Below are 26617 nucleotides of genomic sequence, written 5' to 3'. Positions count from 1 at the left end.
TGACGTTCTTAACGCAGGTGTCGATGTCTGAATTGCAGACATCGACATTTAAGAAAAAAGCACTATTGGTTATCCTGTAGTGCTTTTTTTATGGCTGCTGTTTTTCACGGCGCCTGCTTTCCAGTTTTCGGGACCGACTTCATGAACGACGACTATCAGTCCGATGATCAGCCTTCCAGTTCGCGTACGCCGCCACATTCGGTTGAAGCCGAACAGTCGGTGCTGGGTGCGCTGATGCTGGACGAACGAGCTTGGGAAACCGTCAGTGAGTCCTTGCTCGACACCGACTTCTACCGTCAGGACCACCGACTGATTTTCCGCGCCATCGGCCATTTGTCATCGGTAGAACAAGCCATCGACGTGGTTACCGTGGCGGAAGAGCTGGAAGAGCGTGGCCAGCTGGACAAGGCCGGTGGGGCTTCGTACCTGGCCCGTCTGGTCGACATGACGCCATCGATCGACAACTGCACCGCCTACGCCGAAATCGTGCGTGAGCGTTCGCAGCAGCGTCGCCTGATTGAAGCCGCCACCGAAATCATGGAAAAGGCCTATGAGCCAGGCGGCGACGACGCCCTGACGCTGGTATCCGACGCCGAAAAGGCCATTGCCGAAATTGCCGAGGGTAACCGTAAGGACGGTGGCCCGGTGCAAGTGGCACCGATTCTGAAGAAGACGCTGGACCAGCTTGACCAGATGTTCAACCAGCCAGAAGGTCTGACCGGTGTGACTTCCGGTTTCGACAACATCGACCAGCGCACCTCTGGTTGGCAGAAGGCCGACCTGGTGATCATCGCCGCCCGTCCTTCCATGGGTAAGACCACCTACGCGATGAACCTGATTGAAAACGCGCTGCTGGCCACCAAGCGGCCGTGTCTGGTGTTCTCGCTGGAAATGCCGTCCGAATCCATTGTGATGCGTATGCTGTCGTCGCTCGGCAAGATCGACCAGAGCCGCATTCGTAGCGGCAAGCTGATTGACGAAGACTGGCCAAAATTATCTGCGGCGGTGACCATGCTGAAAGACCTGCCGCTTTACATCGACGACACCCCCGCCATTACCCCTCAGGAAATGCGGGCCCGTGCCCGTCAGGTATACCGCGAAGCCGGTGATCTCGGTTTGATCATGGTCGACTATTTGCAGCTGATGCGGGTGACTGGCAAGTCTGAAGGCCGTACCCAGGAGATTTCCGAAATCTCCCGGACCCTGAAGGTCATTGCGAAAGAATTTGAATGCCCGATGATCGCGCTGTCGCAGCTTAACCGCTCGTTGGAGCAACGTCCTAACAAGCGTCCGGTGAACTCCGACCTGCGTGAATCCGGTGCCATCGAGCAGGACGCCGATATCATTCAGTTTATCTACCGCGACGAAGTGTATAACGAAGACAGCCCGGAAAAAGGCGTCGCCGAAATCATCACCGGTAAACACCGTAACGGTCCAATTGGTACCGACCGACTGGCGTTTATCGGCAAGCACACCCGCTTTGAAAATCTGGCCCATGGCTACGGCGATTACGACGACGAGTAACCGCTGTGATGCTGATGAGCGATTGATTTGACCACCTCAAGCGTCGAGCAGATGAGCACCCTGCGGGGAGGGAAGTTCTCCCCAATAGGTTGGCTCCGGATCATCTCTTGCGCGCTTTGAGTTTAACGACCGAGGAAAAGCATGAAGTTTACGCCAGCATTGTCCTTTGACGGTGGCCGTGTACGGCCGTTAGAGGCCGACGACCGCGATGCCCTGTTTCAGGTATATCAACAACCGGAACTGCCGGGTCAACGCCCTCTGGAAAAGCCGGAGCAGCTTGACCGCATGATCGAACTGAGCGTGCAAATGGCAGCCACCCAGCGTGGCATGATGTGGGCGCTGGAAATTGGCAACGATAGCGACGGCTACCAGCTGGTTGGTCAGGTCAGTGCCTTCGACTGGCAGCCATCCCACCTGAAAGTCATGCTGCGTGTGGATGCCCTGCCAGCCGCCACCATGGCAATCCGGGCCGTAGCCTTGCAACAGTGCATGGCGTTTATGGCCGAGAAATACCACCTGCGTAACTTTGGTTATCAGTGGATTGCCGGCCAGAACGAGTCCATAAAAACCATGCTGAGCGACGCCGGTTTTGAGCTGGCAGCCACGCTGCGGGGAGGCTGGCGCATTGGCCAGAACGAATGGCTGGATGTCAGCCAGTATCACAAGGTATTGCTGGCAACCGAACAGGCAGAAGGGGATCAGGCATGAACTGGAATTTTGAAACCGACAACTTCCTGATTCGATTGCCGATCACCGATCAGGACGAAGAATCGCTCTACGGCCTGCTGCAAAACCCGACGGTTGGGGCGCACCTGCCGAAATCCAAGCTGTACGCCAACGTGCAGGTGCTGGATGAACTGCGCCGTGCCACCATGACTTTTCAGGCCCGTGAAGCGGCGACCTGGGTGGTTGAACGCCTGACCGGCACCCTGGAAGAACGCGCCAAGCTGGCTGCCCGGGTGGTGATCAAGGACATCAACTGGATGCAGGCTTCAGCTCGTTTACAGTGGGAGCTGGACGATTCCGTCAACGCCGAACAGCTGGCGGAGTTTATTGGTGCCATTGAACAGTTCTGCTTCAGCGAGTTGGAACTGCACCGTATTGAACTGCGCATGTTGCCGAGCGCCACCAAGCACACCGAACTGGCCGAAGCACTGGGTTACCAGCGCGAAGGCGTCTTGCCAGCCCAGCTGGAGTTTGAAGGCAACTGGATTGATCAGGTGCTTTATTCGCGCCTGTCGTCAGACTGAACGACTATATGCCGCAGCTGGCTCACTGCGTGTGAGTCAGCCCTGTCAGGCGTTATCAATCAGGGTCGCCAGCCAGCAAAGGGTGCAAATGGCGATGGTTACAGTGACCGCTGCCGATCCCAGATCTTTCGCCAATCCCGCCATCGGGTTGTATTCCAGCCCACCTCGGTCCACCACGGCTTCAATCGCGGTGTTGACCAACTCCATCACCAGAATCAACAAATAGCTGCACAGCAGCAGCGCCCATTGGCTGGCACTGGTGGCCACCACAAAGCTGGCTGGCAGCAGCACCGCCCCTGCCCAGACTTCGTAGCGAAACGCCGGTTCATTGCAGTAGGCGGCTTTAATACCTTGCCAGGAATACCGAGAGGCGTAGTAAAAGCGTTTAAACCCGGTGGTTTTCGTTTGCATGGTGCGCGGTTCCAGAGTCAGGAAAGATTCAGGGGACATCCATGCTATTGGAAAAGCTTGTCAGATTTTTTGCAGTGACTTGTGTAGAGCTTTTGATGTTGTTTGTGCCCACGCCTGCTAGGCTGCTCTGGGGCTTTGGTCGGGTTGCACAAACGACGTATCTGGTGCTGCTATTTGAGACATTTGCCATAGGAGCCAACAACATCGCTATGGCACACTGGATCGTCAGTTTTCCGGCGCAGTAGCACCGTCGGCAGCTGATGCTGGTGTTCTTTCTGTTGTGCTCTGTCTGTAGCGTTTACGTTGCTGGCCCGGATTTTTGACCAAAATTCAGCCAGTGGGTAAGAAACGAAGTGCGTGGCCGACAGTCAATACCAGCAATAACTACTCATTATGGATAACGATCGTGACCACCGTTGAACCCACATCCTCGACGACGGCAGCCGCTGCCTTGCTGGACCCTGAGTTCCTCAAATCCCTGCGCAGCCAGATGCTGTCGTTTGCACGCTTGCAACTGAACGATGACCAGCAAGCCGAAGACGCGGTACAGGAGGCGCTGGCTGGCGCGCTCAAGAACGCGGCGTCGTTTAACCGTCAGGCGGCGTTGAAGACCTGGGTCTTCTCAATCCTGAAGAACAAGATTACCGATAGCCTGCGCAGCAAGTACCGCGAGCAAGAACACATGCTGGCCGAAGCAGATGCTTGTAAGAATGGCGAGGAGTTGGACGACCAACTCTTTAATCAAACCGGCCATTGGCACGCTGAAGAGCGGCCCGTGGAATGGAATGCGCCCACGCGACTGGTGCACGAGCGCCAGTTCTGGGCGGTGTTCGATGCCTGTTTGAATCATTTGCCAGCCAAACAAGCGAGGGTATTCATGATGCGGGAATTTCTGGAACTGACGTCGGAAGAAATCTGCGATGCAGCCTCACTGACGGTCAGCAACCTGCACGTGCTCTTGTACCGGGCTCGTGTGCAGTTGCGCGAATGTCTGGAAAATAACTGGTTCACCGGACCGATGGGAGCGTCGTCATGATGAATTGTCGCGAAGCGACCCGGCTGCTGTCAGAAGCGCAGGATCGAAAATTAACCCTGGCGGAAAACGTCGAGCTCAAGTTTCACACCATGATGTGCAGTGGTTGTCGAAACTTCGGCAAACAGATGTCGTCGTTGCGCTCGTTTATGTCGGACTATGCCCGTCCTGAGCAGGACGATCTGCGTAAGCCGTCCGATCCGGACGCTGACAAGTCAGAGCGCTAGGGTAAAAGCTCCCGAGCTGAGTTCGGTCAGCCCCAGCCCGGGAGAAAGGGTGGCCGGAACAGGTACCGGCCGAGGCAAGGTGAGCGCATCACATCGAGTCGATGCACTCCGATCAAAACGTGGTTAATCAGCCGCGAATAAACACCAGTCCGGATACCGATACCAGCAAGCCCAGCGCCGTCATGGCAGGCTTGGCTTCCGATTTCAGCCATTGGCCGATGTTGGCGCCCAGTGCCACCAGCAGGGTCGACGTCACCATCAAACCCACTACAAAGCCAACGGCGTGGCCTATTTGCGCTTCGGTGTGGGCAATGCCGTGTACCGTGACGAACGCGGCTGCCAGCAGCAATGCCGGAATCTGTCCCAAACCCAGTTTATGGGTAGCAATCAGACCGCCCAGCAATACCAGCGACAGGGCGATGGCCTGGTCGGCGGTCGCCACCAGATTGCCCAGCCCGGTCAGGGCACCAAGGGCAAAACCGGCGGCCAGTACCAGTGGCAGGCCGGTAATCAGGCGCTGACGATTGGCGTTGGTCATGTTGGTGCTCCACAAACCAATCGCCAGCATGGCGATCATGTGGTCGATGCCGGTCAGGGCGTGCAGCAAACCGGCGCCGATGCCGGAACCGTGCGCAGGGTGCGCCATCGCCATTGGCGAGGCCAGCAACAAAGCGCCAGCGATAAACACAGTGCGAGACATGGTAATTCCTTCATTATTGTTGTGTGGGCCGCCGACCGTAACGATCAAGGCAGGCGCCTTTTATATTTGAGACTTTTATATTTGAGACTTTGAGTCGAGGCTCTGGACTCATGGCGAGAACGTTTGGGCCGTGCTCCTGATCAGGGTATTAGCAAGGCCAATGCCAGCTTTGTTGTTCGCCCGTTGGATTCAGTAGCCTGAGGGAGGTTGAAGGCAGGCCAGTGACGAGACTGGCTGCGTGTCTGACCGTGTTACGGCCGCTGTTCAGGTAGGTGTTCAGACAAATGGCTTATGTATCAACAGGTAACCACACACGTAGCAGGGGTGCGTCGCAGTTCGATACGGGCCAGAAGCTCAGTGGAAAGTAGCCTTGCTGGTACGTCCGTTAACTGAAAAGTTGATTTCCACAGCCATGACTCACACACTCGCCAGTGGCCGACTCAATGGCCGACTCAATGGCCGACATTGGCGGGCATGTCGTCGGTTCTGCTCCGGTTTGGCAGAAGTTGGCCCCACACTGGCATAGCAATGGATCGGAATGGTTATGGCTCGATTGAGCACAGACGTTATGACGAAAACAGATCAGGTGACAGACGCTGCGCTTCCTCGTACCGGTGAGGATGCCTGGCTCAGTGTGATCCAGAAAATGGACGAAGCCTACGCCGACCTGGTGGACTACCAGGTGCAGGTGGAAGAACAGAACGTTGAGCTGGAAGAGTCGCGCACCTTCTTCGACGGTGTGCTGGCGGCCATGAGCGACGTTTTGATTGCCTGTGACCACGAAGGTCGTATCCAGCAAGTAAACCGGGCCTGTGAAGAGCTGACCGGTAAAACCGGCGCCATGCTGGCCGGAGAGTCGATTGTTACGCTGGTTGCGGAAGCAAGCCGACCGGTGCTGAAAGACTGCATGAACCGGGTTCGCCACGAAGCCATTCGGGATCAGGAGCTGATGCTGACCGGCGCCGATGGCCCTGTGCCGATGGCATTGAATTGCTCGCCCCGTTTTAACAAGCGCGGTCGACTGATCGGCGTTGTGGTTGCCGGACGACCGTTAGGTGAACTGCAAAAAGCCTTCAAGGAACTGAACGAAGCCCACGCTGAGCTCAAGGTCGCACAGGAGCGTCTGGTGCAGGCCGAAAAAATGGCATCGCTGGGTCGACTGGTGGCGGGGGTTGCCCATGAACTCAACAACCCGATCAGCTTTGTGTACGGCAATATGCACGCCCTGCAACGCTACACCCGCCGACTGGTGCAGTATTTCGACACGGTACAAAGCGGCGCTAGCCGTGATGCCTTGCGGCAAATGCGCGAAGAGCTGCGCATCGACAAGGCCATTGCCGATCTCGACTCTTTGGTAGAAGGCACGCTGGAAGGCGCGGATCGGGTGCGGGAAATCGTCAACGACCTGAAGCAGTTTTCTTCGACCCAGCGCAGCGAAAAACTGCCCTATGATCTGGTGCATGTAGCGCAGTCAGCGTTGCACTGGATTCTGAAAGAACACCCCAAGGTACAAGTAAAGCGCGACTTCCCCGATCAGTTAATGGGGCAGGGCCACGCCGGTCAGATTCATCAGGTGGTGGTGAACCTGGTGCAAAATGCGGTCGACGCCATTCGCTATCAGGACGATGCACGGCTGACGATTCGGGCGGGCAGCTTGCCTGCCTCGGCGGCCTCACCGGAGCAGTGCGATAGGCTCTGGCTGGAAGTGGCCGACAACGGCGCGGGTATTTCTGAACAGGATCAGGCCCATGTTTTTGATCCCTTCTTTACCACCAAGCCGCCGGGGCAGGGAACTGGTCTGGGGCTGTCGATCAGCTACGGCATAGTGCGCGAGCACGGCGGCAACCTGACCATCCAAAACGGTGAGCAGGGCGGTGCAATTGCCCGCCTGGAACTGCCGGTGCAGCCGGTTGCCAGCGACGCAGAATCAGGAGGTATTTATGGCCAGAGCTAATTTACTGTGGCTGCAATCCGGTGGTTGCGGCGGCTGTACCATGTCGTTGCTGAACGCCGAACGTCCGGATCTGGTGTCGACGCTGGAAAACGCCGGTATTGATATCCTCTGGCACCCGTCGCTCAGCGAGCAAACCGGTGCCGAAGTGCAGGCCTTGCTGGAAAGCGTCATTGCCGGCGAAACCCCGTTGGATTTTCTCTGCATTGAAGGTTCGATGCTGCGTGGCCCAGCCGGTACCGGCCGTTTTCACCTGCTGGGTGGCACCGGCATTCCAATGATTCAGTGGGTCAGCAAACTGGCCGAAAAGGCCCGCTACACCCTGGCCATTGGCTCCTGTGCGGCCTTTGGTGGCATCAGCTCCTCCTCCGACAACATCACCGACGCCACCGGCTTGCAGTTTGAAGGCGAGCTGCGCGGTGGTTTGTTGGGCAGTGACTACAAGGCCAGCGGCGGCTTGCCGGTGGTGAACGTATCGGGCTGCCCAACGCACCCGGATTGGGTCACCGAAACCCTGATGCAGTTGGCTCTGGATGAAGGCCATGAAGACGACTTTGATGCCTTCTTCCGGCCGCGCTTATACACCGACCAACTGGTGCACCACGGCTGCAATCGCAACGAATATTACGAATACAAGGCCAGTGCCGAAGAGCCGGGGGACTTGGGCTGCATGATGGAACACATGGGCTGCCTTGGTACTCAGGCCCATGCCGACTGCAACAGCCGACTGTGGAATGGCGGAGGTTCCTGTACCCGGGCCGGGCACGCCTGCATCAATTGCACTGCACCGGAGTTTGAGGAGCCACGGCAGTCGTTTGTCGAAACCCCGAAAATCGCCGGTATTCCGGTGGGCTTGCCGACCGATATGCCCAAGGCCTGGTTTGTGGCGTTGGCGTCGCTGTCGAAAGCCGCTACCCCAGAGCGTCTGAAAGAAAATGCCCGCTCCGACCACCTGATTTATCCGCCCACTTTGCATAAGAAGAATCACAAATGAGCGACAACACTCGCCGCTTACAGGTCGGCCCGTTCAACCGGGTTGAAGGTGACCTCGATATTCGGTTGGATATCGCTACAGACACCAGCGATGCCAGTGGCAAGGGCAAAGGCAAGGAAAAGGGAAGGGTAAGCAGCGCCCGGGTGAACTCGACCCTGTTTCGGGGTTTTGAACAAATGCTGGTGGGCAAACCCGCCATGGATGCGCTGGTGTACACCCCGCGTATTTGCGGAATCTGCTCGGTGGCGCAGTCCGTTGCCTGTGCCAATGCACTGGCCAACGCAGGCGGCGTGCAGCCAACAGCCAACGGCATTCGTAGCCAAAACCTGTTGCTGGCCAATGAATCCCTGACCGATTTGCTGACCCACTTCTACCTGTTTTTTATGCCCGATATGGCGCGGCCGGTTTATCAGCAGCAGAGCTGGTATGAACCAGTGGCCGAGCGATTTCAGGCCATCAAGGGCAACGCCACCAAACAGGTGTTACCCGCTCGCGCTCAATTTCTGCACTTGATGGGGTTGATGGCCGGACACTGGCCGCATTCCATGGCCATTCAGCCCGGTGGCAGCAGCAAGGCCGTGACGCGTCAGGAACGCCTGCGGGTGATCTCGATTCTGGCGGAGTTTCGCCGCTTTCTGGAAACCACTTTGTTTGGTGCCGACCTCGATGACATCAACGAGTTGGACTCGGTATCGGCACTGAGCAACTGGGCGGCGCAAGACAGCTGGCAGTCTTCCGACCTGAGAACCTTCCTGCACCTGTCGGACCAGCTGGCCTTCAGCCAGCTGGGGCACGCCACCGATAAACTGATGAGCATGGGTAATTATCCACAGCCAGATCTTGCCGGTAGCAGCCCGTCCATACAGGTGAGTCGGGGCCTATGGCTGCCGACGGCAGGATTGCAGCCGCTTAATACCGAAGCGATTAAGGAAGATGTATCCCACAGCTGGGTGGAAGACGGTAGCGGTGCCCAGCATCCGGCCCAGGGCCATACCGAAGTGTCACTGGCCTCCAGTGAAAAGCCCCATGCCTACAGCTGGTGCAAGGCGCCGCGTTTGAATGGCGAGGTCGTGGAAACCGGCGCACTGGCCCGGGCGGTGGTCAGTGAGCGACCGCTGATGACCGAACTGATGCAGCAACAAGGCGCGACCGTACACACCCGCATGCTGGCGCGTTTGCTGGAGCTGGCGTGGATGCTGCCCCAAATGCAGCAGTGGGCCAAAGACCTGCAAGTCGATCAGCCGTACTGCAACAACGCACCTCTGGCCAAAGAGGGTGAAGGCGCGGCCATGATGGAAGCCGCCCGAGGCTCACTAGGCCATTGGATTCGGCTTAAAAACGGTCGTATCAGCCACTACCAGATCGTCGCGCCCACCACCTGGAATTTCTCCCCTCGCGATGAACAAGGCCAACCCGGCCCGCTGGAACAGGCGTTAGAAGGTGCCCCTGTGATGGCCGCTGAAAAAGACCCGATTGCCGTTCAGCACATCGTCCGCAGCTTCGACCCGTGCATGGTGTGTACGGTGCATTGAGGTGCGGTGAACTGAGGCATGGTGTATCGAGGCATGCTGTATTGAGGCGCGGCGTCAGATGGCACCCGCTTCGCGGGTTTATCTGACCTACGTGACTCATCTATATCACTCATCTCGAGGACTGCTCTGGAAAGCTTCGTTTTTTGGGCCGCTCTGGAAAGCGGCTATCCACATGCCGTTCCGGGTCGTAATTCCATGCTTGTCTGATTACTTCTGCTACTGCAAATCAACTTTCCGGTTTGTGTCTTAACTGTCTTTTTGTTTTTGAATTATCCCCGCTTCTATTTTCTATAAACCCTGTAACCATCTGATTTTATTCAATAAATAGTCTTGGTTCGGTTCTTGCTGAGGCAAGCGGTGCAACGCATATAACGATAACAACCACCCTGGAAGGTTTCTTTTCAGCCCTTCTTACCGTGAGTGGTTCGGACGCCAGAGGACACCGCATGTCTCAGATTGAAACCTTCTATGAAGTAATGCGGCGACAGGGGATTACCCGACGCAGCTTTCTCAAGTATTGCAGCCTCACCGCTGCTGCTCTGGGCCTTGGCCCAAGCTTTGTTCCGCAGATTGCCAACGCCATGGAAAACAAACCGCGTACACCGGTGCTGTGGTTGCATGGACTGGAATGTACCTGCTGTTCAGAGTCCTTTATTCGATCCGCACACCCGTTAGTTAAAGACGTGGTGCTGTCGATGATCTCGCTGGATTACGACGACACCCTGATGGCGGCTGCCGGTCATCAGGCTGAAGCCGCCCTCGAAGAAACCATGAAAAAGTACAAGGGCGAATACATTCTGGCGGTGGAAGGTAACCCGCCGCTGAACGAAGACGGCATGTTCTGCATCGTTGGCGGTAAGCCATTCCTCGATCAGCTCAAGCACGCCGCCAAAGACGCCAAGGCGATCATTGCCTGGGGCTCCTGTGCCAGCTGGGGTTGTGTGCAAGCTGCGCGTCCAAACCCGACACAGGCGGTGCCGATTCACAAGGTGATCACAGACAAGCCCATCATCAAGGTACCAGGGTGTCCGCCCATCGCTGAAGTCATGACTGGCGTCATCACTTACATGCTGACCTTCGGCAAGCTGCCGGAACTCGACCGTCAGGGCCGTCCGAAGATGTTCTACGGCCAACGTATTCACGACAAATGCTATCGCCGCCCACACTTCGATGCTGGTCAGTTTGTTGAGCAGTGGGACGACGAAGCCGCTCGCAAGGGCTACTGCCTGTACAAAGTCGGCTGTAAAGGCCCAACCACCTATAACGCTTGTTCGACCATTCGTTGGAACGAAGGCGTGTCCTTCCCGATTCAGGCCGGTCATGGCTGTATCGGTTGTTCTGAAGACGGTTTCTGGGATAAGGGCTCCTTCTACGATCGTCTGAGCAATATTCCGCAATTCGGTATCGAGAAGAATGCCGATGAAATCGGTACTGCCGTTGCTGGTGGCGTGGGCGCTGCGATTGCTGCCCACGCGGCTGTCAGCGCGCTGAAGCAAGCCACTCGCAAAGACAACAAGCCACAAGACTCCAGCAAGAAAGAACATGAGGATCACGCATGAACACACCACTGAACGCCAGTCAGCTGGATAACAGCGGCCGCCGGGTGGTGGTCGATCCGGTGACCCGTATTGAAGGTCACATGCGTTGCGAAGTGAACGTTGACGAGAACAACATCATTCGTAACGCCGTTTCTACCGGCACCATGTGGCGTGGTCTGGAAGTGATTCTGAAAGGCCGTGACCCACGCGATGCCTGGGCGTTTGTTGAACGTATCTGTGGCGTTTGTACCGGTTGTCACGCGCTGACGTCCGTACGCGCGGTAGAAGATGCATTGGGCATCGACATTCCGCTCAACGCTCACATTATCCGTCACCTGATGGACAAGGCGCTGAACATCCACGATCACGTGGTGCATTTCTATCACCTGCACGCGCTCGACTGGATCAACCCGGTAAACGCCCTCAAGGCTGACCCCAAAGCCACGTCTGAGCTGCAAAAAATGGTCTCTCCGGCCCACGCCAAGTCATCGCCGGGCTACTTCCGTGACATTCAGAATCGCATCAAGAAGTTTGTGCAGTCTGGTCAGCTGGGCCTGTTCGCCAACGGCTACTGGGATAACCCTGCGTACAAGTGTCCACCAGAAGCCGATTTGATGGCGGTGGCGCATTATCTTGAAGCGCTGGACATGCAGAAAGAGATCGTCAAGATCCACACCATCTTTGGCGGTAAAAACCCACACCCGAACTATCTGGTGGGCGGTGTGGCCTGTGCTATTAACCTGGATGACGTTGGCGCTGCCGGTGCGCCAGTGAATATGGTGAGCCTGAACTTCGTGCTGGCCCGTATTCAGGAAGCCCAGGAATTTATCAAGAACGTCTACATCCCCGACGTGATGGCCATTGCCGGTATCTACAAGGACTGGCTGTACGGTGGTGGTCTGGCGGCTGAAAACGTGATGTCCTACGGCACTCACACTGTGGTGCCGGGCGATAAATCCACTGACTTGCTGCCAGCTGGTGCCATCATTGGTGGCAACTGGAACGAGATTCACGAAGTCGATGTGCGCGATCCATCCCAGGTACAGGAGTTCGTTGATCACTCCTGGTACACCTACGCCGATGGCGCCAAGGGCCTGCACCCATGGGACGGTCAAACCGACCAGCCAACCTTCGAGCTGGGGCCAAACACCAAGGGTACCAAGACCAACATCAAGGAACTGGACGAAGCCCACAAGTACAGCTGGATCAAGGCACCACGCTGGAAAGGCCACGCGATGGAAGTGGGGCCGCTGCCGCGTTACATCATTGCCTACTTGTCTGGTAAGGAATATGTCCGTGATCAGGTGGATCGCTCGCTGTCTGCCTTCAACCAGAACAATGGTCTGGATCTGAATCTGAAGCAGTTCCTGCCGACCACGCTGGGTCGCACCCTGGCCCGCGCGTTGGACGCAGAGCTGTGTGCCGACTCCATGATTGATGACTGGAACCAGCTGGTGCAGAACATCAAGGCCGGTGATTCTTCCACTGCCAACGTTGAGAAGTGGGACCCATCCACCTGGCCAAAAGAAGCCAAAGGTGTGGGTATCAACGAAGCGCCGCGTGGTGCGCTGGGCCATTGGATCAAGATCAAGGACGGCAAGATCGAGAACTATCAGGCCGTGGTGCCAACCACCTGGAACGGTTCTCCTCGTGATTCCGAAGGCAACATTGGTGCGTTCGAAGCGTCGCTGCTGAACACCCCGATGGAACGCCCGGACGAGCCGGTCGAAATCCTCCGTACCCTGCACAGCTTTGATCCATGCCTGGCGTGTTCTACCCACGTGATGGCACCGGATGGTCAGGAGCTGAGCAAGGTGAAAATCCGCTGAAACCGGAGTCGGTAACACCTGTTAGTCTTGAGCTTGCGGGTGTACCACTGACAGGAGAAAGGTTATGTCTGAACAAAGCATAAAAACTAACGACGTACCGGCTGCAGCAGTGTCCGCTTCCACTGTTACTCAGGTGGAAGACACCACGGTTCAGGGAGAACAGGTACGCCGTCAGACCGCGGTTTTCGTTTACGAATGGCCGCTGCGTTTGTGGCACTGGGTGACGGTGCTGTGCATCATCGTCTTGTGTGTTACCGGTTATTTTATCGGCTCGCCACTGCCTACCATGCCGGGTGAAGCGATTGATAACTTTCTGATGGGCTACATCCGTTTTGCCCATTTTGCCGCTGGCTACGTCTTTGCTATTGCCTTCGTTGGCCGGGTGTATTGGGCTTTTGTGGGTAATCACCACGCCCGTGAGCTGTTTATTGTGCCGATCCACAAGAAGAAGTGGTGGAGCGAACTGCTGCACGAACTGCGCTGGTACCTGTTCATCGAGAAAACCCCGAAGAAATACATTGGCCACAACCCGATGGGGCAGCTGGCGATGTTCAGCTTCTTCGTGCTGGGCACCATCTTTATGATCGTTACCGGCTTTGCGCTGTACGGTGAAGGTCTGGGGGTAGGCAGCTGGGCCGACCGCTGGTTTGGCTGGGTGATCCCGCTGATGGGCCAGAGCCAGGACGTGCACACATGGCACCACCTGGGCATGTGGTACATCATCGTCTTCGTCATGACCCACGTGTACGTGGCCATTCGGGAAGACATCATGTCGCGCCAGTCGCTGATTTCCACCATGGTAGGTGGCTGGAGAATGTTCAAGGACGACAAGCCAGACTGAGCATTCATGGCTACTGCTTGTCTTGTAGGAGCGAATTTATTCGCGAATGAATTCGCTCCTACGGGCAAAGTACACTGGAGCGACAGTTTTTTGGTGCGCGGTGCACACCGAATAAAACATCTTGATGTAACTCCTGCCGGGAGCGCGGGCCGCTGGCCCGCATTCTCGAATGCACACGGTGCTCTCGTGACAACCAACAAGGTAACAGCCATCAATACCGCAACGGCCATCAAACCGCTGACTTCCGCCATTCGCAAACCTGCCGCTTTCCCGATGCGTAAACCCGAGCATCCCGGCGTCTTTCTGCAGCGTTGTTACCTGACCCCGCTGGGTATTTCCCAATCCGATCTCGCCCGCATCCTCGGCGTATCCCGTCGACGGGTGAACGAAATCGTCAACGGCCAGCGCGCCATCAGCGCCGACACCGCCCTCAAACTTACCGCCCACTTCAACACCACGCCAATGTTCTGGCTGGAAAAACAGCAGTTGTGGGAGCTGTACCGGGCGTTGCATTCGGAATCCGCCTGTTAATCTGTGCTAGGGACCCTCTGAATAACCCGGTGCCCGCTCTGGATGACAGGGCGACGCTGAATCACGAAGCTGATTTGCAGGCCTGACGGGTCAAGTCAAAAATCAGCGACACAGAGTCAGCAATGCCCTGCCATCCCCGTGGGGCGCGGCCTGCATGCCGCCAGAACAGCGTTGGCGAATTTGGAAAGGGCCAGCCATTCCGCTGCATTCGCCGCCTTGTTCTGACAACCTGCAGGACTCGCGCACGACTGCATGGATGCAGGAGGTAGGGCGAAGCAGGAGGCCAGAGCCGAGAGCTGTGCAGAGTTATTCAGAGGGTCCCTAGTAACACAGCGCCAATACTGCTTTGGTACACATTCCAGCGTTTTATCAGCAACGATGGTGGCATAGGAGCGGCTTGTTACCGCTGGCTATACTCAACTGACGGGGCGCGTCAGTGGCGAGCCCTTGCCCATACAACCAATGCAGCCAATAACAACAACGAAGCGCCTATGGTTACATCACGTTTTTCTCCATCTTCGGTCCGGCCTCCCAGCTCGCCTTTGTTTTCGCAGGCTTTGCTTCTTGTGGCACTGCTTACGAGCTTGCTGCTGACCTTTTCTGCTGCGAACGCCCAGTCCACGTTACCAGCAGTTAAAGTGGCTGTGCTGCAATTCGGCACGCTGAATTGGGAAATGGACGTTATTCGCCAGCACCAGTTGGATCGCAAGCACGGCTTCCAACTGGATGTGACGCCCGTCGGCGGTAAAAACGCCAGCTCGGTGGCACTTCAAAGCGGCGCCGTAGATCTGATTTACAGCGATTGGGTGTGGGTGAACCGTCAGCGTCACGCCCGTCGTATGTACAGCTTTTCGCCGGTGTCGGCCGCTGCGGGTGGGGTGTACTTGCAGCCTGATCTGAACGTCGGTTCGCTGAAGGATTTTGATGGCCAGCGGTTGGGCATCGCCGGTGGCGCTGTGGATAAAAGCTGGCTGCTGCTGCAAGCCTATGCCAAACAAAATGGCGTGGACTTGCAGAAAACAGTGCAGCCGGTATTTGCCGCACCGCCGTTGCTCAATAAGCTGATGTTCGACAACAAGCTCGAAGCGTCGCTGAATTTCTGGCACTACAGTGCCCGTCTGAAGGCCCGTGGTTACCGGCCCCTGATCACTGTTCAGCAGGCGCTGGAAAGTTTGGGTATTACTTCCCAGGGAGCTGTGCAGGTGCCCCTGGTGGGCTGGGTGGTGAGTGATGATTGGGCGCAAGACAACAGTGCGCTGCTGAACCGGTTTCTGCTAGCCTCCAGCGAAGCCCGTCAGATTCTGCTGACCTCCGACGCCGAATGGCAACGCATCAAGCCACTGACCAAAAGTGAGGACGACGCCATTTTTATCACTCTGCGCGATGAGTACCGTAAAGGGGTATTGAAGGATTTCAACGCCGACAACGTTCAGGCCTTGAACAAACTCTACGACATTTTTGCTCGTGAAGGTGGCAAGCAACTGACCGGCGGTGCCAATTCCCTGGACAACAGCATGTTTCTGATGCCGGTTGAGTGTCAGCCAGCAAGCCGTTGTGAGGTTCAACGGGTTTCTCCATGAGTCAGCAGGGTAATCCTCCCGGTGTTTGGTCATCCCTGCTGTGGTCATCGGTGCCACTGCTGCTGGTGCTGGCTGGCTGGGAAGTGGCTGCCAGAATCCTCGACAGCAGCAATTTACCGGGCCTGTTTGCCGTGCTTGGAAGTTTGTACGAACACCTGTTCGAAGGAGACATGCTGCACCATCTGACAGTAACGCTATTGCGTGTCGCGGTGAGTTTTGCCATTGCCATGCTGTTGGGCGTGTTGATTGGCATTGTGATGGGCGCTTATCGGCGGCTAAATCTGGCGGGCGATGCCTTGCTGGTGATCGCCTTGAACGTACCTGCGCTGGTGACGATTCTGCTGTGCTACATCTGGTTTGGTCTGACCGAAGCCGCGGCGGTGACTGCGGTTGCGGTCAACAAGATTCCAACTGTGGTGGTGATGGTGCGAGAAGGTGCACGCATTGTGGATCGTCAGCTGCTGGAGGTAGCGCAGGTGTATCAGGTATCGCGCTGGAAGACTTTCTTCCATGTGTATTTGCCGCAGTTATACCCATTTATTATGGCGGCGGCGCGCTCTGGGCTGTCGTTAATCTGGAAGATTGTGCTGGTGGTGGAATTGCTTGGTCGCAGCGACGGCGTTGGCTTCCAGCTGGGTACCTTTTTCCACTTCTTCGATATTGCCAGCATCCTCGCTTACACCCTGGCGTTTGCCATTGTGATCTTGCTGATCGAAGCCGTCATCATGCGGCCTATCGACCGTTATATTGCGCGGGGTGGTTATGGTCAGGCTTGATTTCGATCTGAAACAAAAATACTACGCCAATGCCCGGCAGGCGGCGCTCGGGGAAATCAAAGCCAGCATACCGGAAGGCCAGTTTGTTGCGCTGGTCGGCCCCTCTGGTACGGGGAAAACCACACTGCTGAATATGATCGCCGGGCTGGAGCCCAGCGAAGCGGGTAGTATCAAGGTGAACGGCCAAAGCCAGGCTCAAACTCCCTGCCAGCTGGGCTACATCTTCCAACAGCCACGGTTGTTGTCCTGGATGACGGTTGAGGAAAATCTGCGATTGACGGCTCCGGAGATCGCTCGTACCGACATCTATGCCATGCTGGATGTCGTTGGCCTGCAAGGAAAGGGCGCTGAATACCCACGCAAGCTATCTGGCGGTATGCAAAAGCGGGTGAGTATTGCCCGCGCGTTTTTGGCCAAACCGGATTTGTTATTGCTCGACGAGCCGTTTGTATCCCTTGATCAACCAACCGCCCAGCACCTGCGGGGCATGCTGGAGAATCTTTGGCAGCAGCAAAAGCCCACCGTTATTTTCGTTACCCACGACCTCGACGAAGCCATACAACTGGCCGACCGCGTGCTGTTTTTATCGGCAGCGCCGGGGCGCTTGATTCTTGATACTGCGGTTGAACTGCCGAGGCCGCGGGGAGCGATTGAAGTGGGTGCCTGGAAACAAGGGCTGCTGGCGGAGCATCCGGACGTTCTGGCGGGTCGATAATTGTACGTATTTTTGCCGCTTGATGCGGGCCAGCGGCCCGCGCTCCCGGAAATGTTGTTTGAGTTAAACGCGAGCCGTTAATTTCATTTCCCGCAATGGGCACTGCTCCAACGCCACTCTTCCGGGGAGTTTGCCAACCCGGCTTTCACCGGGTTTTGATGGATGTAGTCAATCGCTTGTCGGTAATGCTTTTCATCACGAATGTATCTATCCCAGTAATCCGCTTGCCAGATTTTGCGGGTCTCATTTTCTGCATAGGTCGCAATTGTTTTTTCCGGGAGCGCGGGCGGCCCGCCCGCATGATGCAAATGCTTGAGGATTTGTTTGCTGGTATAGGACTTCCAGCTTTGAACGATGTTGGACAGTGACTGGTTTTCGAACACCCGAATCAGAATGTGCACGTGGTTGGGCATGATGATCCAGGCGATGAGCTGGTATCTGTTGTTGTCGAAGTAGCGCCAGTTGTCGATCACCATGGAAGCAATTTCCGGCTTGGCGAGCAGGCAGCTGCCGAGGCCTGAATCCATGATGGTTTCGGTTTGAATGCGGCGCTGTTTTTCGGGTAGTTCTTTGAGGCTTTCCAATACGTTTTGAGGCAGGGCGTCGCCGAGGCGGTAAGTGATCGTCTGGTATTCGGCACCATCGACGTGGGGAAGGTAGCCGCGGCTATGCAGTCCTTTGGGAAGAGTATTCATGGCTTCCTGCCTTGAATGTATGTGGGGTTTTATGATGAATCTTTATGTTCATGTCGTGAAGCCATAGCCTTGTGTGGCAACAATGCGGGCGGGCCGCCCGCGCTCCCAGAGGGTGCTTTTATTCAAATATACGAGGCCCGCGCTTCCTGGAAGACTCGTTACTCAAATGTGAAGGGCCGTGTTCCCGGACAAGCCTTCCCGGCTTAAACGTCCTCAACCATCCGCTTTTTAAACGTCACCAGTTCCTTGATTTCGCTTCTGTGCGGGTCGTAGACCCATTCCTGATCGAACAGGTGTTTCATGCGGTCGAGCATGTAGGTTTCGCCAATCACCAGCGAGTGGAAGTGGTTGCCGCGTTGTTTGGTGGTTTCGATTTTTTCCAGTAGTGGCTCCGGCAGTTCTGCCATTAAAAAATCAGAGATCACCAGCAGGTCGGCGCGGCGATATTGGTCGGTTTGCATTAGCTCCAGCGAGCGTTCGAGCGCTGGGGTGATGTCGGTGCCGCCTTCGAAGCTGCGAGTCAGGAAGGCCATCAGGTTGTGGCGGTTTTGTTCAGGGTCGTGCTCGTCCGACAGTGACAATTCTTCGACGCTGGTGGAGTAGCTGATCAGCAGGCAGGGGCGGTTTTCTTCGCGGGCCTGGCTGGCCAGATAGAGGGTGACAGCTTTGGCGACGGTCATCGGTGGGCCGCTCATGGAGCCACTGGTGTCGACGCAGATGATCATCGGGCCGCGCACGGCTCGGCTGATGTCGGTCGGGTCGCCGTCGTCGTCTTCTTCGGGCTGATGATCGAGGCTTTGCACGTCGAAGCACATCAGTCGCGATTCAATAAATTTCAGGTCAAACAACAGCTCGGTGGTGGGATCGGACAGCAGTGCCAGCTCGCTGGGTAACACGTGTTCGAGGTCGCGTCCCAGCCGCAGGCCGACCAGTTCGTCGCGGGCGTGGTTGTCGTACCAGTTACCGTTGTTGAGGTCGCGGGCATTCACCTGCTCCAGCTGCTGAGACAATTCCAGCTGGCGCAGTTTACCCAGCAGTTCGCTGATGCTTTTTACGCCGTCGTCGTTATCGAGGTAGTGGCTCCAGCGTTGCAGTTCGCGCAGGTCGTCGGCTTTGATGTCGGTGGCGGAGAGGTCGAACAGCAGGCCGCTGCTCATGCCCAGTGGCTCCAGCTGGTGGTGCAGTTGGCCCAGTAACGACAGCAGTTCGTCGATGTCGGCAAGGAACTGCTGCCGGCATTCGCTGATGCGTTGCAGTTCCCATTCGCTGCGGGCGTGGTCGAGGGTTTTCTGCCATTCGGCCAGCAGCATTTCGAGGTGGAAAATCGGGTTTTCATCGACTTCGACGACTTCACCGGAATCGACTACGATGTCTTCGTCCAGGTGCAGCCAGTAGTCTTCGTCGAGCGGACGGCTGAGTACCTGACAGAACTGGCGGAATTCCTTGAAGATCTGTTCGAACAGCTTGCGGATCGTGGTTTGGTCGGTGGTTTGTTTCTGTCCAGTCCCTAAATCAGCGCCCAGTGTAAATACCCGGCCTTCCCAGCGGCGCAAACGTTGTAGCTGTGGCTTGAACGGAAATTCGCGCATCATGATGACGCGGGTGTCTTCGTCCCAGCGTTGCAGCTTGCGTTTGATCAGGTCTTCCGCTTGCGGATTGGAGCGCAGCCAGTGGTCGTGCTGCTGGCTTAGCTGCTGTTTGATACTGTGGCCGGCGATACGAACCTTGTCGGCGTCCGACTGGCTGGATTGAAAGCCAGAATTTGTCATCGACGCAAGATTTTTCATCGACAGAGTGCTTCCAGTCGTTCGCAGTCCTTGATGCGCAAACGTAGGCTGTTCATCTGCTGTTCAACGCCGACTAACGCCTGGTCGGTCAATTCGCCGGGTACAAACAGCGAGCGCAGTTGTTGGCGGTATTCGGCCTGACTGGCTTCAGCACGGGCCACCAGTTCGCTGAGCTCGGCTTTTAATTCCCGTACCGATTGCGCCAGTGAGTTGACCAGTCGGCGGTTCACATCCGGCTTACGGTCGCCGCGGTAGAACAGCACTTCCGGCTGGAAAATCAGTTCTTCGTAGCGATAGGAATAGTCGCGGTATTCCATTCGGCAGCTGCCCTGACCTTCGAACTGGGCAGTCACTTCGCTGATTTCATTACCGCGGTCGTCCAGTGGCGAGAAGACATCGCGGGTGCGCAGTTTTTCCACCGGAATATAGAGCTCGACTTCTTTCACGTCGCGGTAGTTCACCAGCTCGAACTGGGCGTCGAGGAAGAAGAATTCGCGGTCTTCGATGCGTTCGGTTTTGTAGACGTCCTGGGAGTAAAACAGCTCGTCGTTGATTTCCCGGTCGAGGCGATCCTTGGCCTGATCCAGCGTAGAGAGTTGCATTCCGGCTTCAAAACCGACCGATTGCACGGCCTCCAGCACAATCAGGCCAACGCCATCGCGATTGTTTTCCTGGGTCCAGAGGCAGTGGCGCAGCAGCAGGGCGTCACTGTGGTTGGTGTTGTTGCGGCCATGGAAAAACGCCGAGGCTTTCATCATTCGTGCCGCGCGCTGCCAGCGGCGGTCGGACACATACACGCCCAATTCTTCACGTTGTTGCTCCAGCTGGCTGCGAATCAGGTGAATGATGGTGAAGCAGTCGTTGCTGATAGCAACCTGATCAATCTCGCTTTGCCACTGCTGCCACTCATCTGAGCTGACGGCCAGTCCATCGGGTATGTCGACCTTATCGGCAGACGGAGCACTGTTGAGCAGGGCGTCGAAGTGGTGGTTGTGCAGAATCGGTGACACTAACAGGCGTACGATAAAGCGGTCGTAAAGCGCTTCGAGGCCCTGATCTGGCTGTGGTGTTTCGTTGGAAGCGGCGATCAGGGCTTTCAACGGTGCCTGTTCCAGCCGTTCGCCGTTGCGGAACACCCGCTCGTTCATCAGCGTCAGCAAGGTATTCAGAATTGCCGGGCTGGATTTCCAGATTTCGTCCAGGAAGGCGAACTCGGCTTTCGGCAGGTAGTGCTCGGTCTTGCGCAGGTACTGGTCCTGTTTCAGCGCCTTGATCGACACCGGCCCAAACACTTCCTCCGGCGTGCTGAAGCGGTTCATCAGGTATTCAAAGTAGCTTGGTTCAGCGAACGCTGAGGCAATTCGGCGGGAGATCAGGCTCTTGGCGGTACCCGGTGGGCCAAACAGAAAACAGTTCTGCCCACACAGGGCGCTCAGCAGGGCAACGGCGATGACTTCTTCACGCTCGAACATGCCAGCGCTGATGTGTTCAACCAGAGATTGAATGCGGCTTTGAAGATCGGGCTGGCTAGAGTTTGATTGTGGCTGGGCTGACTGTGACTGGCTCACGCGGACTCCGTGCGGTGATGGGCAAAAACGGGCTTTGCCATCATAGCCTGACCCGCTGCGGGTTTCGATGAGCGTCTCTTGATCGTTTTATTAGGGAAACGAATCTCTTATATTTGCGCTTGATAATCTTTATCACATTCCACCTGGGCGGTTCGACGCAGAGGAATTCGCCCAATCACTAGGGGACATCTATTTAATCCTGCACGACTCTGTGCGAGCGTTGCCGTTGTTCAGGGCAAGGCGACGAATGCAGCGGAATGACGAACCTGTCCGGTCGAGTCTTTTCAAGTTCGTCAACACCGCACTGGGCGACGGCAACCCGCACCCTGCGGGGGCTGCCGGATGATCTCGACTCTGTGTCGCCGACTTTTGACTTGACCCGTCAGGCCTACAAATCGGCTTCGTGATTCGAACCCATCCGGTAGCCCAGAGCGAGCACCGGATTAAATAGATGTCCCCACCATTGAAAATCAAAAAAAGGGGATGAAACATGCGTAAGATTTTGATGACGGCAGCGATGATGGCAGCGTCGTCCGTAGCAATGGCTGGGGCAGACTGTCAGGAACACCCGGAAGCCGAGCAAATGCACATTCTGGATATGCAGAAAAAAATCGTTAATGAATACGGTTTTGCGATCAAGAAGTTCCTGCGCTCCGGCGATTGCTATGAAATCTACGGCTGGGGATTGAGCGACGATGGCAGCAAGTTTGAGCGTATTGAGGTGTACTTCGATACCAAAACCGGTGCCATTGTGAAGAAAGAAATCGACTGATCATGGCAGCTAACTCCCACGCCAGCCGCTGGGATTTGCTGGTGCGACTCACCCATTGGTGGGTCGCCGCCGTTTTCCTGTGGAATTACCTTTGGCCAGACGACGGTGACGATTGGCACCAGTGGCTGGGCTACAGCTTGTTGGCGGTGCTGGTGATTCGTTGGGGTTGGGGCTTTGTTGGCCCTGCCAATGCCCGCTGGCGGGATTTTTTTCCGACGCCAGCGCGGGTGCGCCACAGCATTCGCCACTTCGACGCTGAACATCAGCCGCAAGGCTATCGTCCTCACCATACGCCATTGGCGGGTGTGATGGTGGTCGGGCTTTGGCTGGGGTTGGCGCTGGTGGGTTTCTCGGGCTGGTTGCAGGAAACCGACCGCTATTGGGGCGAACAGTGGGTGCAGCTGTTGCATGAGTGGAGCGCCAATCTGGTGATGGCTGCTGTGGTCGTGCATGTGTCGGCGGTGTTGTGGATTCAGCACAAGTTCCGCTTGCCGCTGGTGCGGTCAATGATTCGTTAAAAGCTTCGTTAAAAGCTTCGTTAAAAGCTTCGTTAAAAGCTCCGCTGATTACTTGGTGGGTTCCTTAAACGCGAAGCCGCAGATAACCACCCGCAGGTGGTTATCTGTTTTCCGGGCAGTTCAGCCCGTCCAGTTCGATAAACGCTTCTATCGATTTACTGTTTATATTTGGTGGTAGTTAATATTCCAATTTTGCTAGGTAATGCAATTTAACTTTCCATCACCCTTTCTCCAAGCCTGTAACCCCTGCCGTTACAGCGGCGTTTACGCGGTTTTTTCCGTTTGGCACAGCTCTTGATTAACACTCGATAACATAAAAAAACTCACCGGCCGTGTTTGTCCGAACCTGCCCGAGTGAGAGATCGAGGCTAACCGTGAAGCAACACATTCTGATTTTGGGCATTGGCAACGTGCTGTGGGCCGACGAAGGCTTTGGTGTGCGTTGCGTCGAACACATCAATCAACACTTTGAACTTCCCGACAACGTCGAGATTCTGGACGGTGGTACCCAGGGGCTGTATCTGGTTCAGCACGTCCAAAACTGCGACATTCTGGTGGTGTTTGATGCCGTCGATTACGGCCTTGAACCCGGTTCGCTGAAAATCGTGGAAGGCGACGAGGTGCCCAAATTCATGGGCGCCAAGAAGATGAGCCTGCACCAGACCGGTTTTCAGGAAGTGTTGGCGCTGGCGGAATTTGCTGGTGGCTACCCCGATGAACTGCTGCTGTTGGGCGTGCAGCCGGAAGCGCTGGAAGACTTCGGCGGCAGCCTGCGTGATGTGGTGAAAGACCAGATTGCACCGGCGGTTCAAATCGCCGTGGATTACCTCGCCGAACGCGACACTTTGCTGGTACCGCGCCCGCAAGCTCAAGCTTCGGTTGCCGAAGACCTGTCCCCCAACCAATTAGCCATTCACGTATACGAATCCGGCCGCCCGGACGAGGACGATGCCTGCCGCATTGGCGATAGCCGCTTTATGCCCAAAACCGAGGCCAGCCACTGATGTGTATTGGCATTCCAATGCAGGTGACTCGCCTGCACGGCGATGGCACCACGCTGGAGCGTGCCGAATGCCTGCCGTGGGGGGCAATGCCCGGACAAACCCCTGCGATGGTGGATATCGCCCTGGTGGGCGAGGTGGCCGTTGGCCAGTGGTTGCTGGTGTTTTTGGGTGCTGCCCGTGAATGCCTGACGCCACAGCGGGCTGAACAGATCGGGCTGGCTTTGCGGGCCTTGCAGCAAGCCGAACTCGGCGAGCTGGATGGTTTTGACGAACTGTTTGCCGACCTCGACCGAGAGCCACAGCTACCGCCACACCTGCAAGCGCAGTTAAAGAATAATTCCAAGGAAAACGCCTGATGTCTGTTCATCCCCTGATCCAGCGACTGACCGATGAATTCGGTTACCCCATGCTGACCACCGAATCCGTTGATGCCTTTGCCGACGGCCATGAATACAGCGTGCTGTTTTTCAGTGAAGACCCCAGCAAGGTGAAAGAAGCATTGGACGTGGCGGTGGTGTTGCCCGAACTGGTGGCGGCTTTTCCACAGCTGCACGCGGCTGTGATTGACCGCCAGCACGAGAAACAGCTACAGGGCCGCTATCACTTTGTGACCTGGCCGGCGCTGGTGTTTCTTAAGCACGGTGAATTTCTCGGCAGCATGATCAAAATCCAGAATTGGGACGACTACATGCAGCAGATTCCCCAAATCCTGAACCGCCAGCCGCAGCCAGTGGAACCGCTGGCCAGCACCGACGCCTGATTTCCGGAGTGACATTATGAAAGGTGATATTCCACTGTTTGATCTGGGCACCAGTCTTGGCACGGACATCGGCTCGAAAACCAACGAAGCCGATGCGTTGGGCATTAATTCCGGCATGTCCAGTTTTGCCAATCCGCTGTCGGGGGCAGGGCTGGTTGGCCCGGGTTCCCATCAGGAAGAGCTGGTTCTGAACTATATGGAAATGCCGAAGGAAATGGACACCTTCGACATTCCGGTGCTGCCAGAATCCGATGAGCTCAGCGAGCATCCGCAAGCGGCCGCTGCGCTGCAACAATTGCAGCTGTTGCTCGACGTGACTGCCGATCGTATGGCGGTTGCGCAAGACGGTGCGACGGAAGGGGGAGCCCTAACAGAAGGCACCCAAAAGCTGTCGCTCGATGGCATTGAGCCGGGCGCTTGCTCGTTGCTGTACCAAACCCTTGGCGAAGGCGAAGTGGCCTTGATGGTTCTGAACGACCAGCTGACGACCCGTTTGCGGGTGCAGGAAACGGTACTGGCCGGGGTGTGGTGGATTCAGCAACTGGACGACCAGCAACAGCTGCAATCCCAATGGCTGGAAGTGGGCGCCATTCCGGAAGCCGTGCTGGATGAAGCTTTCCCGCCTCAAACACCCAGCACGTTCGAGCTTGGGCCTTTGCCGGGTAACTTGCTGAACGGGGCCTCTGTGGTGCTGGAGCTGCTGGAAAAAGCCGCCGAGCATGCGCGTACACCGTTGCAGCAGCCCCATGTGGTGAACCTCAGTTTGCTGCCGTTTTCCCCGGAAGATCAGAGCTTCCTGCATCAGCGTTTGGGTGGCGGTCGGGTGGCCATTCTGTCGCGTGGTTACGGTAACTGCCGCATCCACAGCACCGCCGTGGCCGGGGTCTGGAGCGTGCAGTACTTCAACAGCACCGACCAGTTGATTCTGGACACCCTGGAAGTGATTGCGGTGCCGCAAGTTGCCTGCGCAGCCCGTGAAGACCTGGAAGATTCCGCTGAACGTCTGCGCGAAATCTTCGATGCCCTGATGCCTGCTGAGGAAGCCTGACCATGACGGACAATACGATCGGCTCCCAGACCCAGACCCAGGCTCAAAAAACCAAGGGTTTTGAAGGCAGTTACCTCGGCGACGAAAGCCAGTTGGACGACAGCACCGTGCTGGAATGCAAGATTTGCTGGTATCAGTACCAACCAAGCGAAGGCGATGAATACCGCCAGATTGCCGCCAATACGCCCTTCAGCCAATTGCCGGGTGACTGGCGTTGCCCACAATGTGACGGCGACAAGGACCAATTTATGGTGGTCGATCTGTAGGTCACCAGCAGGGTCAGGGGGCGACAGCACGTGGTTGGTGGGAATCAGACCGGCGGCAAAGAGCCAAGCCGAATAGAGCTGGGGCAGGAAGAGCTGGGTCAGGAACAGCTCAGTCGGGAAAAAATTGAAGCCGTATACCAACAGGCCGCCAGCTCCATGCAGTCGTTGCCGCTGTATCACCCGCCATTAACGGTGGAGTTGCTGGGGTGGCAGCCCGTGGCAGACGACCGGCCGGAGTGGGCCGGGGTGCTGATTACGCCCTGGTGCATGAACCTGATGGCCAGTGGCATGGCCGCTGGTGAACCCGGCAGCCAGTGGTTGCTGGAAGTTAACGACCACAGCTTTGAACTGACCCGGGCCCACAGTGAAGCTCTGGGCCATTATGCTTCTGGTTCGCTGCTGTCACTAATGCAGCAGTTCGACAGCATGGAAGCCGCCCGGGGGTTTGCTAACGAGGTGCTGTTGCTGATTCATAGCACCGGTATCGAGTTGCCAGACACTGGCCCAAGCGAGCTGGAGCAGCTGGCTGCCGAGCGACAGCGATTGGAAGCGCTTGAAGCTGAACGGCTTGAAGCAGAAAAACAGCAAGCAGAAAAACCGAAAACAGAAAAACAACCGGCAAAAGAAACCCAAACAGAAGCGCCACCATCGAACGCAGAAGACCGTAGCAATACACAACAAAAAACGCTGAGCCGACGCGGGTTACTGCGCTCTCTGGCTGGTCGCTGAAACAGCACCAGAACCAGAAAAAGCAGCAACCCGGGCGG

The 26617-nt window shown here is 56.5% G+C and carries 29 protein-coding genes; 24 read left to right on the top strand and 5 right to left on the bottom strand.

Going from position 1 to position 26617, the window contains the following annotated elements:
- The first annotated feature begins 141 nt into the window (after positions 1-141).
- The 3 genes from dnaB (at position 142) to ACXADJ_RS12400 (ending at position 2774) form a co-directional block, all read left to right on the top strand.
- Positions 142-1524 carry a replicative DNA helicase gene (gene dnaB / locus ACXADJ_RS12410; protein ID WP_475066362.1) on the top strand — a complete coding sequence of 461 codons (1383 nt, stop codon included), beginning with the start codon at positions 142-144 and terminating at the stop codon, positions 1522-1524.
- A gap of 141 nt (positions 1525-1665) precedes the next feature.
- Positions 1666-2232: a GNAT family N-acetyltransferase gene (locus tag ACXADJ_RS12405; RefSeq protein ID WP_475066360.1), complete on the top strand. Its 567-nt coding sequence runs from the start codon at positions 1666-1668 to the stop codon at positions 2230-2232.
- Positions 2229-2774 (top strand): GNAT family N-acetyltransferase, encoded by a 546-nt coding sequence (locus tag ACXADJ_RS12400; protein WP_028293246.1) that lies wholly within the window; start codon positions 2229-2231, stop codon positions 2772-2774. Before ACXADJ_RS12405 ends, ACXADJ_RS12400 begins: the two co-directional genes overlap by 4 nt.
- Positions 2775-2819: 45 nt before the next feature.
- Here ACXADJ_RS12400 and ACXADJ_RS12395 read toward each other — a convergent pair whose 3' ends face one another.
- Positions 2820-3185, bottom strand: coding sequence for a diacylglycerol kinase (locus ACXADJ_RS12395; protein ID WP_028293247.1), 366 nt, complete (start codon positions 3183-3185; stop codon positions 2820-2822).
- Positions 3186-3226: 41 nt separating this feature from the next.
- Between ACXADJ_RS12395 and ACXADJ_RS12390 the strand changes: the two genes are divergently transcribed.
- The 3 genes from ACXADJ_RS12390 to ACXADJ_RS12380 all read left to right on the top strand — a co-directional run bounded on the left by ACXADJ_RS12390 (position 3227) and on the right by ACXADJ_RS12380 (position 4445).
- Positions 3227-3430, top strand: coding sequence for a hypothetical protein (locus ACXADJ_RS12390; RefSeq protein WP_475066356.1), 204 nt, complete (start codon positions 3227-3229; stop codon positions 3428-3430).
- A gap of 161 nt (positions 3431-3591) precedes the next feature.
- A complete protein-coding gene (locus ACXADJ_RS12385; protein ID WP_245582636.1) occupies positions 3592-4221 on the top strand; it encodes a sigma-70 family RNA polymerase sigma factor in 630 nt (209 codons plus the stop codon).
- Positions 4218-4445 (top strand): zf-HC2 domain-containing protein, encoded by a 228-nt coding sequence (locus tag ACXADJ_RS12380; RefSeq protein WP_028293250.1) that lies wholly within the window; start codon positions 4218-4220, stop codon positions 4443-4445. Before ACXADJ_RS12385 ends, ACXADJ_RS12380 begins: the two co-directional genes overlap by 4 nt.
- A 127-nt stretch (positions 4446-4572) precedes the next feature.
- Here the strand turns inward: ACXADJ_RS12380 and ACXADJ_RS12375 are convergent, their stop codons facing one another.
- Entirely contained in the window at positions 4573-5145 is a 573-nt protein-coding gene (locus ACXADJ_RS12375) for a HupE/UreJ family protein (RefSeq protein WP_475066353.1), read from the bottom strand.
- Positions 5146-5713: 568 nt separating this feature from the next.
- Here ACXADJ_RS12375 and ACXADJ_RS12370 point away from each other — a divergent pair.
- The 10 genes from ACXADJ_RS12370 (at position 5714) to ACXADJ_RS12325 (ending at position 17432) form a co-directional block, all read left to right on the top strand.
- Positions 5714-7099, top strand: coding sequence for a PAS domain-containing sensor histidine kinase (locus tag ACXADJ_RS12370; protein WP_475066350.1), 1386 nt, complete (start codon positions 5714-5716; stop codon positions 7097-7099).
- Positions 7086-8090: an NADH-quinone oxidoreductase subunit B family protein gene (locus ACXADJ_RS12365; protein WP_475066348.1), complete on the top strand. Its 1005-nt coding sequence runs from the start codon at positions 7086-7088 to the stop codon at positions 8088-8090. Before ACXADJ_RS12370 ends, ACXADJ_RS12365 begins: the two co-directional genes overlap by 14 nt.
- Positions 8087-9622, top strand: coding sequence for a nickel-dependent hydrogenase large subunit (locus tag ACXADJ_RS12360; protein ID WP_475066345.1), 1536 nt, complete (start codon positions 8087-8089; stop codon positions 9620-9622). Before ACXADJ_RS12365 ends, ACXADJ_RS12360 begins: the two co-directional genes overlap by 4 nt.
- Before the next feature lie 446 nt (positions 9623-10068).
- Positions 10069-11181: a hydrogenase small subunit gene (locus ACXADJ_RS12355; RefSeq protein ID WP_475066343.1), complete on the top strand. Its 1113-nt coding sequence runs from the start codon at positions 10069-10071 to the stop codon at positions 11179-11181.
- Positions 11178-12989, top strand: a complete 1812-nt coding sequence (locus ACXADJ_RS12350; protein WP_475066341.1) for a nickel-dependent hydrogenase large subunit — start codon at positions 11178-11180, stop codon at positions 12987-12989. The genes ACXADJ_RS12355 and ACXADJ_RS12350 overlap by 4 nt, the downstream gene beginning before the upstream one ends.
- Before the next feature lie 64 nt (positions 12990-13053).
- A complete protein-coding gene (gene cybH, locus ACXADJ_RS12345) occupies positions 13054-13830 on the top strand; it encodes a Ni/Fe-hydrogenase, b-type cytochrome subunit (RefSeq protein WP_475066339.1) in 777 nt (258 codons plus the stop codon).
- A 186-nt stretch (positions 13831-14016) separates the two neighbouring features.
- The gene (locus ACXADJ_RS12340) at positions 14017-14361 is read left to right on the top strand and encodes a HigA family addiction module antitoxin (protein WP_475066337.1); all 345 of its coding nucleotides are present in this window, start codon (positions 14017-14019) and stop codon (positions 14359-14361) included.
- 566 nt (positions 14362-14927) lie between these two features.
- A complete protein-coding gene (locus tag ACXADJ_RS12335) occupies positions 14928-15941 on the top strand; it encodes an ABC transporter substrate-binding protein (protein ID WP_475066335.1) in 1014 nt (337 codons plus the stop codon).
- Positions 15938-16717, top strand: coding sequence for an ABC transporter permease (locus ACXADJ_RS12330; protein WP_475066333.1), 780 nt, complete (start codon positions 15938-15940; stop codon positions 16715-16717). The genes ACXADJ_RS12335 and ACXADJ_RS12330 overlap by 4 nt, the downstream gene beginning before the upstream one ends.
- Positions 16704-17432 (top strand): ABC transporter ATP-binding protein, encoded by a 729-nt coding sequence (locus ACXADJ_RS12325; RefSeq protein ID WP_475066330.1) that lies wholly within the window; start codon positions 16704-16706, stop codon positions 17430-17432. The genes ACXADJ_RS12330 and ACXADJ_RS12325 overlap by 14 nt, the downstream gene beginning before the upstream one ends.
- A gap of 83 nt (positions 17433-17515) precedes the next feature.
- On the opposite strand, the gene ACXADJ_RS12320 is transcribed toward ACXADJ_RS12325, so the two are convergent.
- The 3 genes from ACXADJ_RS12320 to ACXADJ_RS12310 all read right to left on the bottom strand — a co-directional run bounded on the left by ACXADJ_RS12320 (position 17516) and on the right by ACXADJ_RS12310 (position 21482).
- The gene (locus ACXADJ_RS12320) at positions 17516-18127 is read right to left on the bottom strand and encodes an REP-associated tyrosine transposase (protein ID WP_475066327.1); all 612 of its coding nucleotides are present in this window, start codon (positions 18125-18127) and stop codon (positions 17516-17518) included.
- A gap of 203 nt (positions 18128-18330) precedes the next feature.
- Entirely contained in the window at positions 18331-19914 is a 1584-nt protein-coding gene (locus tag ACXADJ_RS12315; protein ID WP_475066325.1) for a VWA domain-containing protein, read from the bottom strand.
- A complete protein-coding gene (locus ACXADJ_RS12310) occupies positions 19911-21482 on the bottom strand; it encodes an AAA family ATPase (RefSeq protein ID WP_475066323.1) in 1572 nt (523 codons plus the stop codon). The genes ACXADJ_RS12315 and ACXADJ_RS12310 overlap by 4 nt, the downstream gene beginning before the upstream one ends.
- Before the next feature lie 490 nt (positions 21483-21972).
- Between ACXADJ_RS12310 and ACXADJ_RS12305 the strand changes: the two genes are divergently transcribed.
- From ACXADJ_RS12305 to hybE, 8 genes are all read left to right on the top strand, one after another.
- Entirely contained in the window at positions 21973-22254 is a 282-nt protein-coding gene (locus tag ACXADJ_RS12305) for a PepSY domain-containing protein (protein WP_475066320.1), read from the top strand.
- A gap of 2 nt (positions 22255-22256) precedes the next feature.
- Positions 22257-22772 (top strand): cytochrome b/b6 domain-containing protein, encoded by a 516-nt coding sequence (locus tag ACXADJ_RS12300; protein ID WP_028293261.1) that lies wholly within the window; start codon positions 22257-22259, stop codon positions 22770-22772.
- Between the two features lie 374 nt (positions 22773-23146).
- On the top strand, positions 23147-23776 hold the full coding sequence (locus ACXADJ_RS12295) for a HyaD/HybD family hydrogenase maturation endopeptidase (protein WP_475066315.1): 630 nt from the start codon (positions 23147-23149) through the stop codon (positions 23774-23776).
- A complete protein-coding gene (locus ACXADJ_RS12290) occupies positions 23776-24132 on the top strand; it encodes a HypC/HybG/HupF family hydrogenase formation chaperone (RefSeq protein ID WP_475066313.1) in 357 nt (118 codons plus the stop codon). Before ACXADJ_RS12295 ends, ACXADJ_RS12290 begins: the two co-directional genes overlap by 1 nt.
- A complete protein-coding gene (locus ACXADJ_RS12285) occupies positions 24132-24536 on the top strand; it encodes a hypothetical protein (protein WP_475066311.1) in 405 nt (134 codons plus the stop codon). The genes ACXADJ_RS12290 and ACXADJ_RS12285 overlap by 1 nt, the downstream gene beginning before the upstream one ends.
- Positions 24537-24552: 16 nt before the next feature.
- Positions 24553-25584: a hydrogenase expression/formation protein gene (locus ACXADJ_RS12280; protein ID WP_475066308.1), complete on the top strand. Its 1032-nt coding sequence runs from the start codon at positions 24553-24555 to the stop codon at positions 25582-25584.
- Positions 25585-25586: 2 nt separating this feature from the next.
- Positions 25587-25850 (top strand): rubredoxin, encoded by a 264-nt coding sequence (locus ACXADJ_RS12275; protein ID WP_475066305.1) that lies wholly within the window; start codon positions 25587-25589, stop codon positions 25848-25850.
- Between the two features lie 30 nt (positions 25851-25880).
- The gene (gene hybE, locus ACXADJ_RS12270) at positions 25881-26579 is read left to right on the top strand and encodes a [NiFe]-hydrogenase assembly chaperone HybE (RefSeq protein WP_475066303.1); all 699 of its coding nucleotides are present in this window, start codon (positions 25881-25883) and stop codon (positions 26577-26579) included.
- Positions 26580-26617 lie beyond the last annotated feature (38 nt).

The organism is Oceanobacter sp. ABM4_470 (genome assembly GCF_056158645.1).
The sequence above is the reverse complement of the archived record's forward strand: the minus strand, read 5'-3'. Positions and strand labels throughout refer to the sequence as shown.

Excerpts from the sequence above, each read along its gene's own strand:
- dnaB (WP_475066362.1), top strand. The coding sequence starts at position 142 with ATGAACGACGACTATCAGTCCGATGATCAGCCTTCCAGTTCGCGTACG.
- ACXADJ_RS12405 (WP_475066360.1), top strand. The coding sequence starts at position 1,666 with ATGAAGTTTACGCCAGCATTGTCCTTTGACGGTGGCCGTGTACGGCCG.
- ACXADJ_RS12400 (WP_028293246.1), top strand. The coding sequence starts at position 2,229 with ATGAACTGGAATTTTGAAACCGACAACTTCCTGATTCGATTGCCGATC.
- ACXADJ_RS12395 (WP_028293247.1), bottom strand. The coding sequence starts at position 3,185 with ATGCAAACGAAAACCACCGGGTTTAAACGCTTTTACTACGCCTCTCGG.
- ACXADJ_RS12390 (WP_475066356.1), top strand. The coding sequence starts at position 3,227 with ATGCTATTGGAAAAGCTTGTCAGATTTTTTGCAGTGACTTGTGTAGAG.
- ACXADJ_RS12380 (WP_028293250.1), top strand. The coding sequence starts at position 4,218 with ATGATGAATTGTCGCGAAGCGACCCGGCTGCTGTCAGAAGCGCAGGAT.
- ACXADJ_RS12375 (WP_475066353.1), bottom strand. The coding sequence starts at position 5,145 with ATGTCTCGCACTGTGTTTATCGCTGGCGCTTTGTTGCTGGCCTCGCCA.
- ACXADJ_RS12370 (WP_475066350.1), top strand. The coding sequence starts at position 5,714 with ATGACGAAAACAGATCAGGTGACAGACGCTGCGCTTCCTCGTACCGGT.
- ACXADJ_RS12365 (WP_475066348.1), top strand. The coding sequence starts at position 7,086 with ATGGCCAGAGCTAATTTACTGTGGCTGCAATCCGGTGGTTGCGGCGGC.
- ACXADJ_RS12360 (WP_475066345.1), top strand. The coding sequence starts at position 8,087 with ATGAGCGACAACACTCGCCGCTTACAGGTCGGCCCGTTCAACCGGGTT.
- ACXADJ_RS12355 (WP_475066343.1), top strand. The coding sequence starts at position 10,069 with ATGTCTCAGATTGAAACCTTCTATGAAGTAATGCGGCGACAGGGGATT.
- ACXADJ_RS12350 (WP_475066341.1), top strand. The coding sequence starts at position 11,178 with ATGAACACACCACTGAACGCCAGTCAGCTGGATAACAGCGGCCGCCGG.
- cybH (WP_475066339.1), top strand. The coding sequence starts at position 13,054 with ATGTCTGAACAAAGCATAAAAACTAACGACGTACCGGCTGCAGCAGTG.
- ACXADJ_RS12330 (WP_475066333.1), top strand. The coding sequence starts at position 15,938 with ATGAGTCAGCAGGGTAATCCTCCCGGTGTTTGGTCATCCCTGCTGTGG.
- ACXADJ_RS12325 (WP_475066330.1), top strand. The coding sequence starts at position 16,704 with ATGGTCAGGCTTGATTTCGATCTGAAACAAAAATACTACGCCAATGCC.
- ACXADJ_RS12320 (WP_475066327.1), bottom strand. The coding sequence starts at position 18,127 with ATGAATACTCTTCCCAAAGGACTGCATAGCCGCGGCTACCTTCCCCAC.
- ACXADJ_RS12315 (WP_475066325.1), bottom strand. The coding sequence starts at position 19,914 with ATGAAAAATCTTGCGTCGATGACAAATTCTGGCTTTCAATCCAGCCAG.
- ACXADJ_RS12305 (WP_475066320.1), top strand. The coding sequence starts at position 21,973 with ATGCGTAAGATTTTGATGACGGCAGCGATGATGGCAGCGTCGTCCGTA.
- ACXADJ_RS12300 (WP_028293261.1), top strand. The coding sequence starts at position 22,257 with ATGGCAGCTAACTCCCACGCCAGCCGCTGGGATTTGCTGGTGCGACTC.
- ACXADJ_RS12290 (WP_475066313.1), top strand. The coding sequence starts at position 23,776 with ATGTGTATTGGCATTCCAATGCAGGTGACTCGCCTGCACGGCGATGGC.
- ACXADJ_RS12285 (WP_475066311.1), top strand. The coding sequence starts at position 24,132 with ATGTCTGTTCATCCCCTGATCCAGCGACTGACCGATGAATTCGGTTAC.
- ACXADJ_RS12280 (WP_475066308.1), top strand. The coding sequence starts at position 24,553 with ATGAAAGGTGATATTCCACTGTTTGATCTGGGCACCAGTCTTGGCACG.
- ACXADJ_RS12275 (WP_475066305.1), top strand. The coding sequence starts at position 25,587 with ATGACGGACAATACGATCGGCTCCCAGACCCAGACCCAGGCTCAAAAA.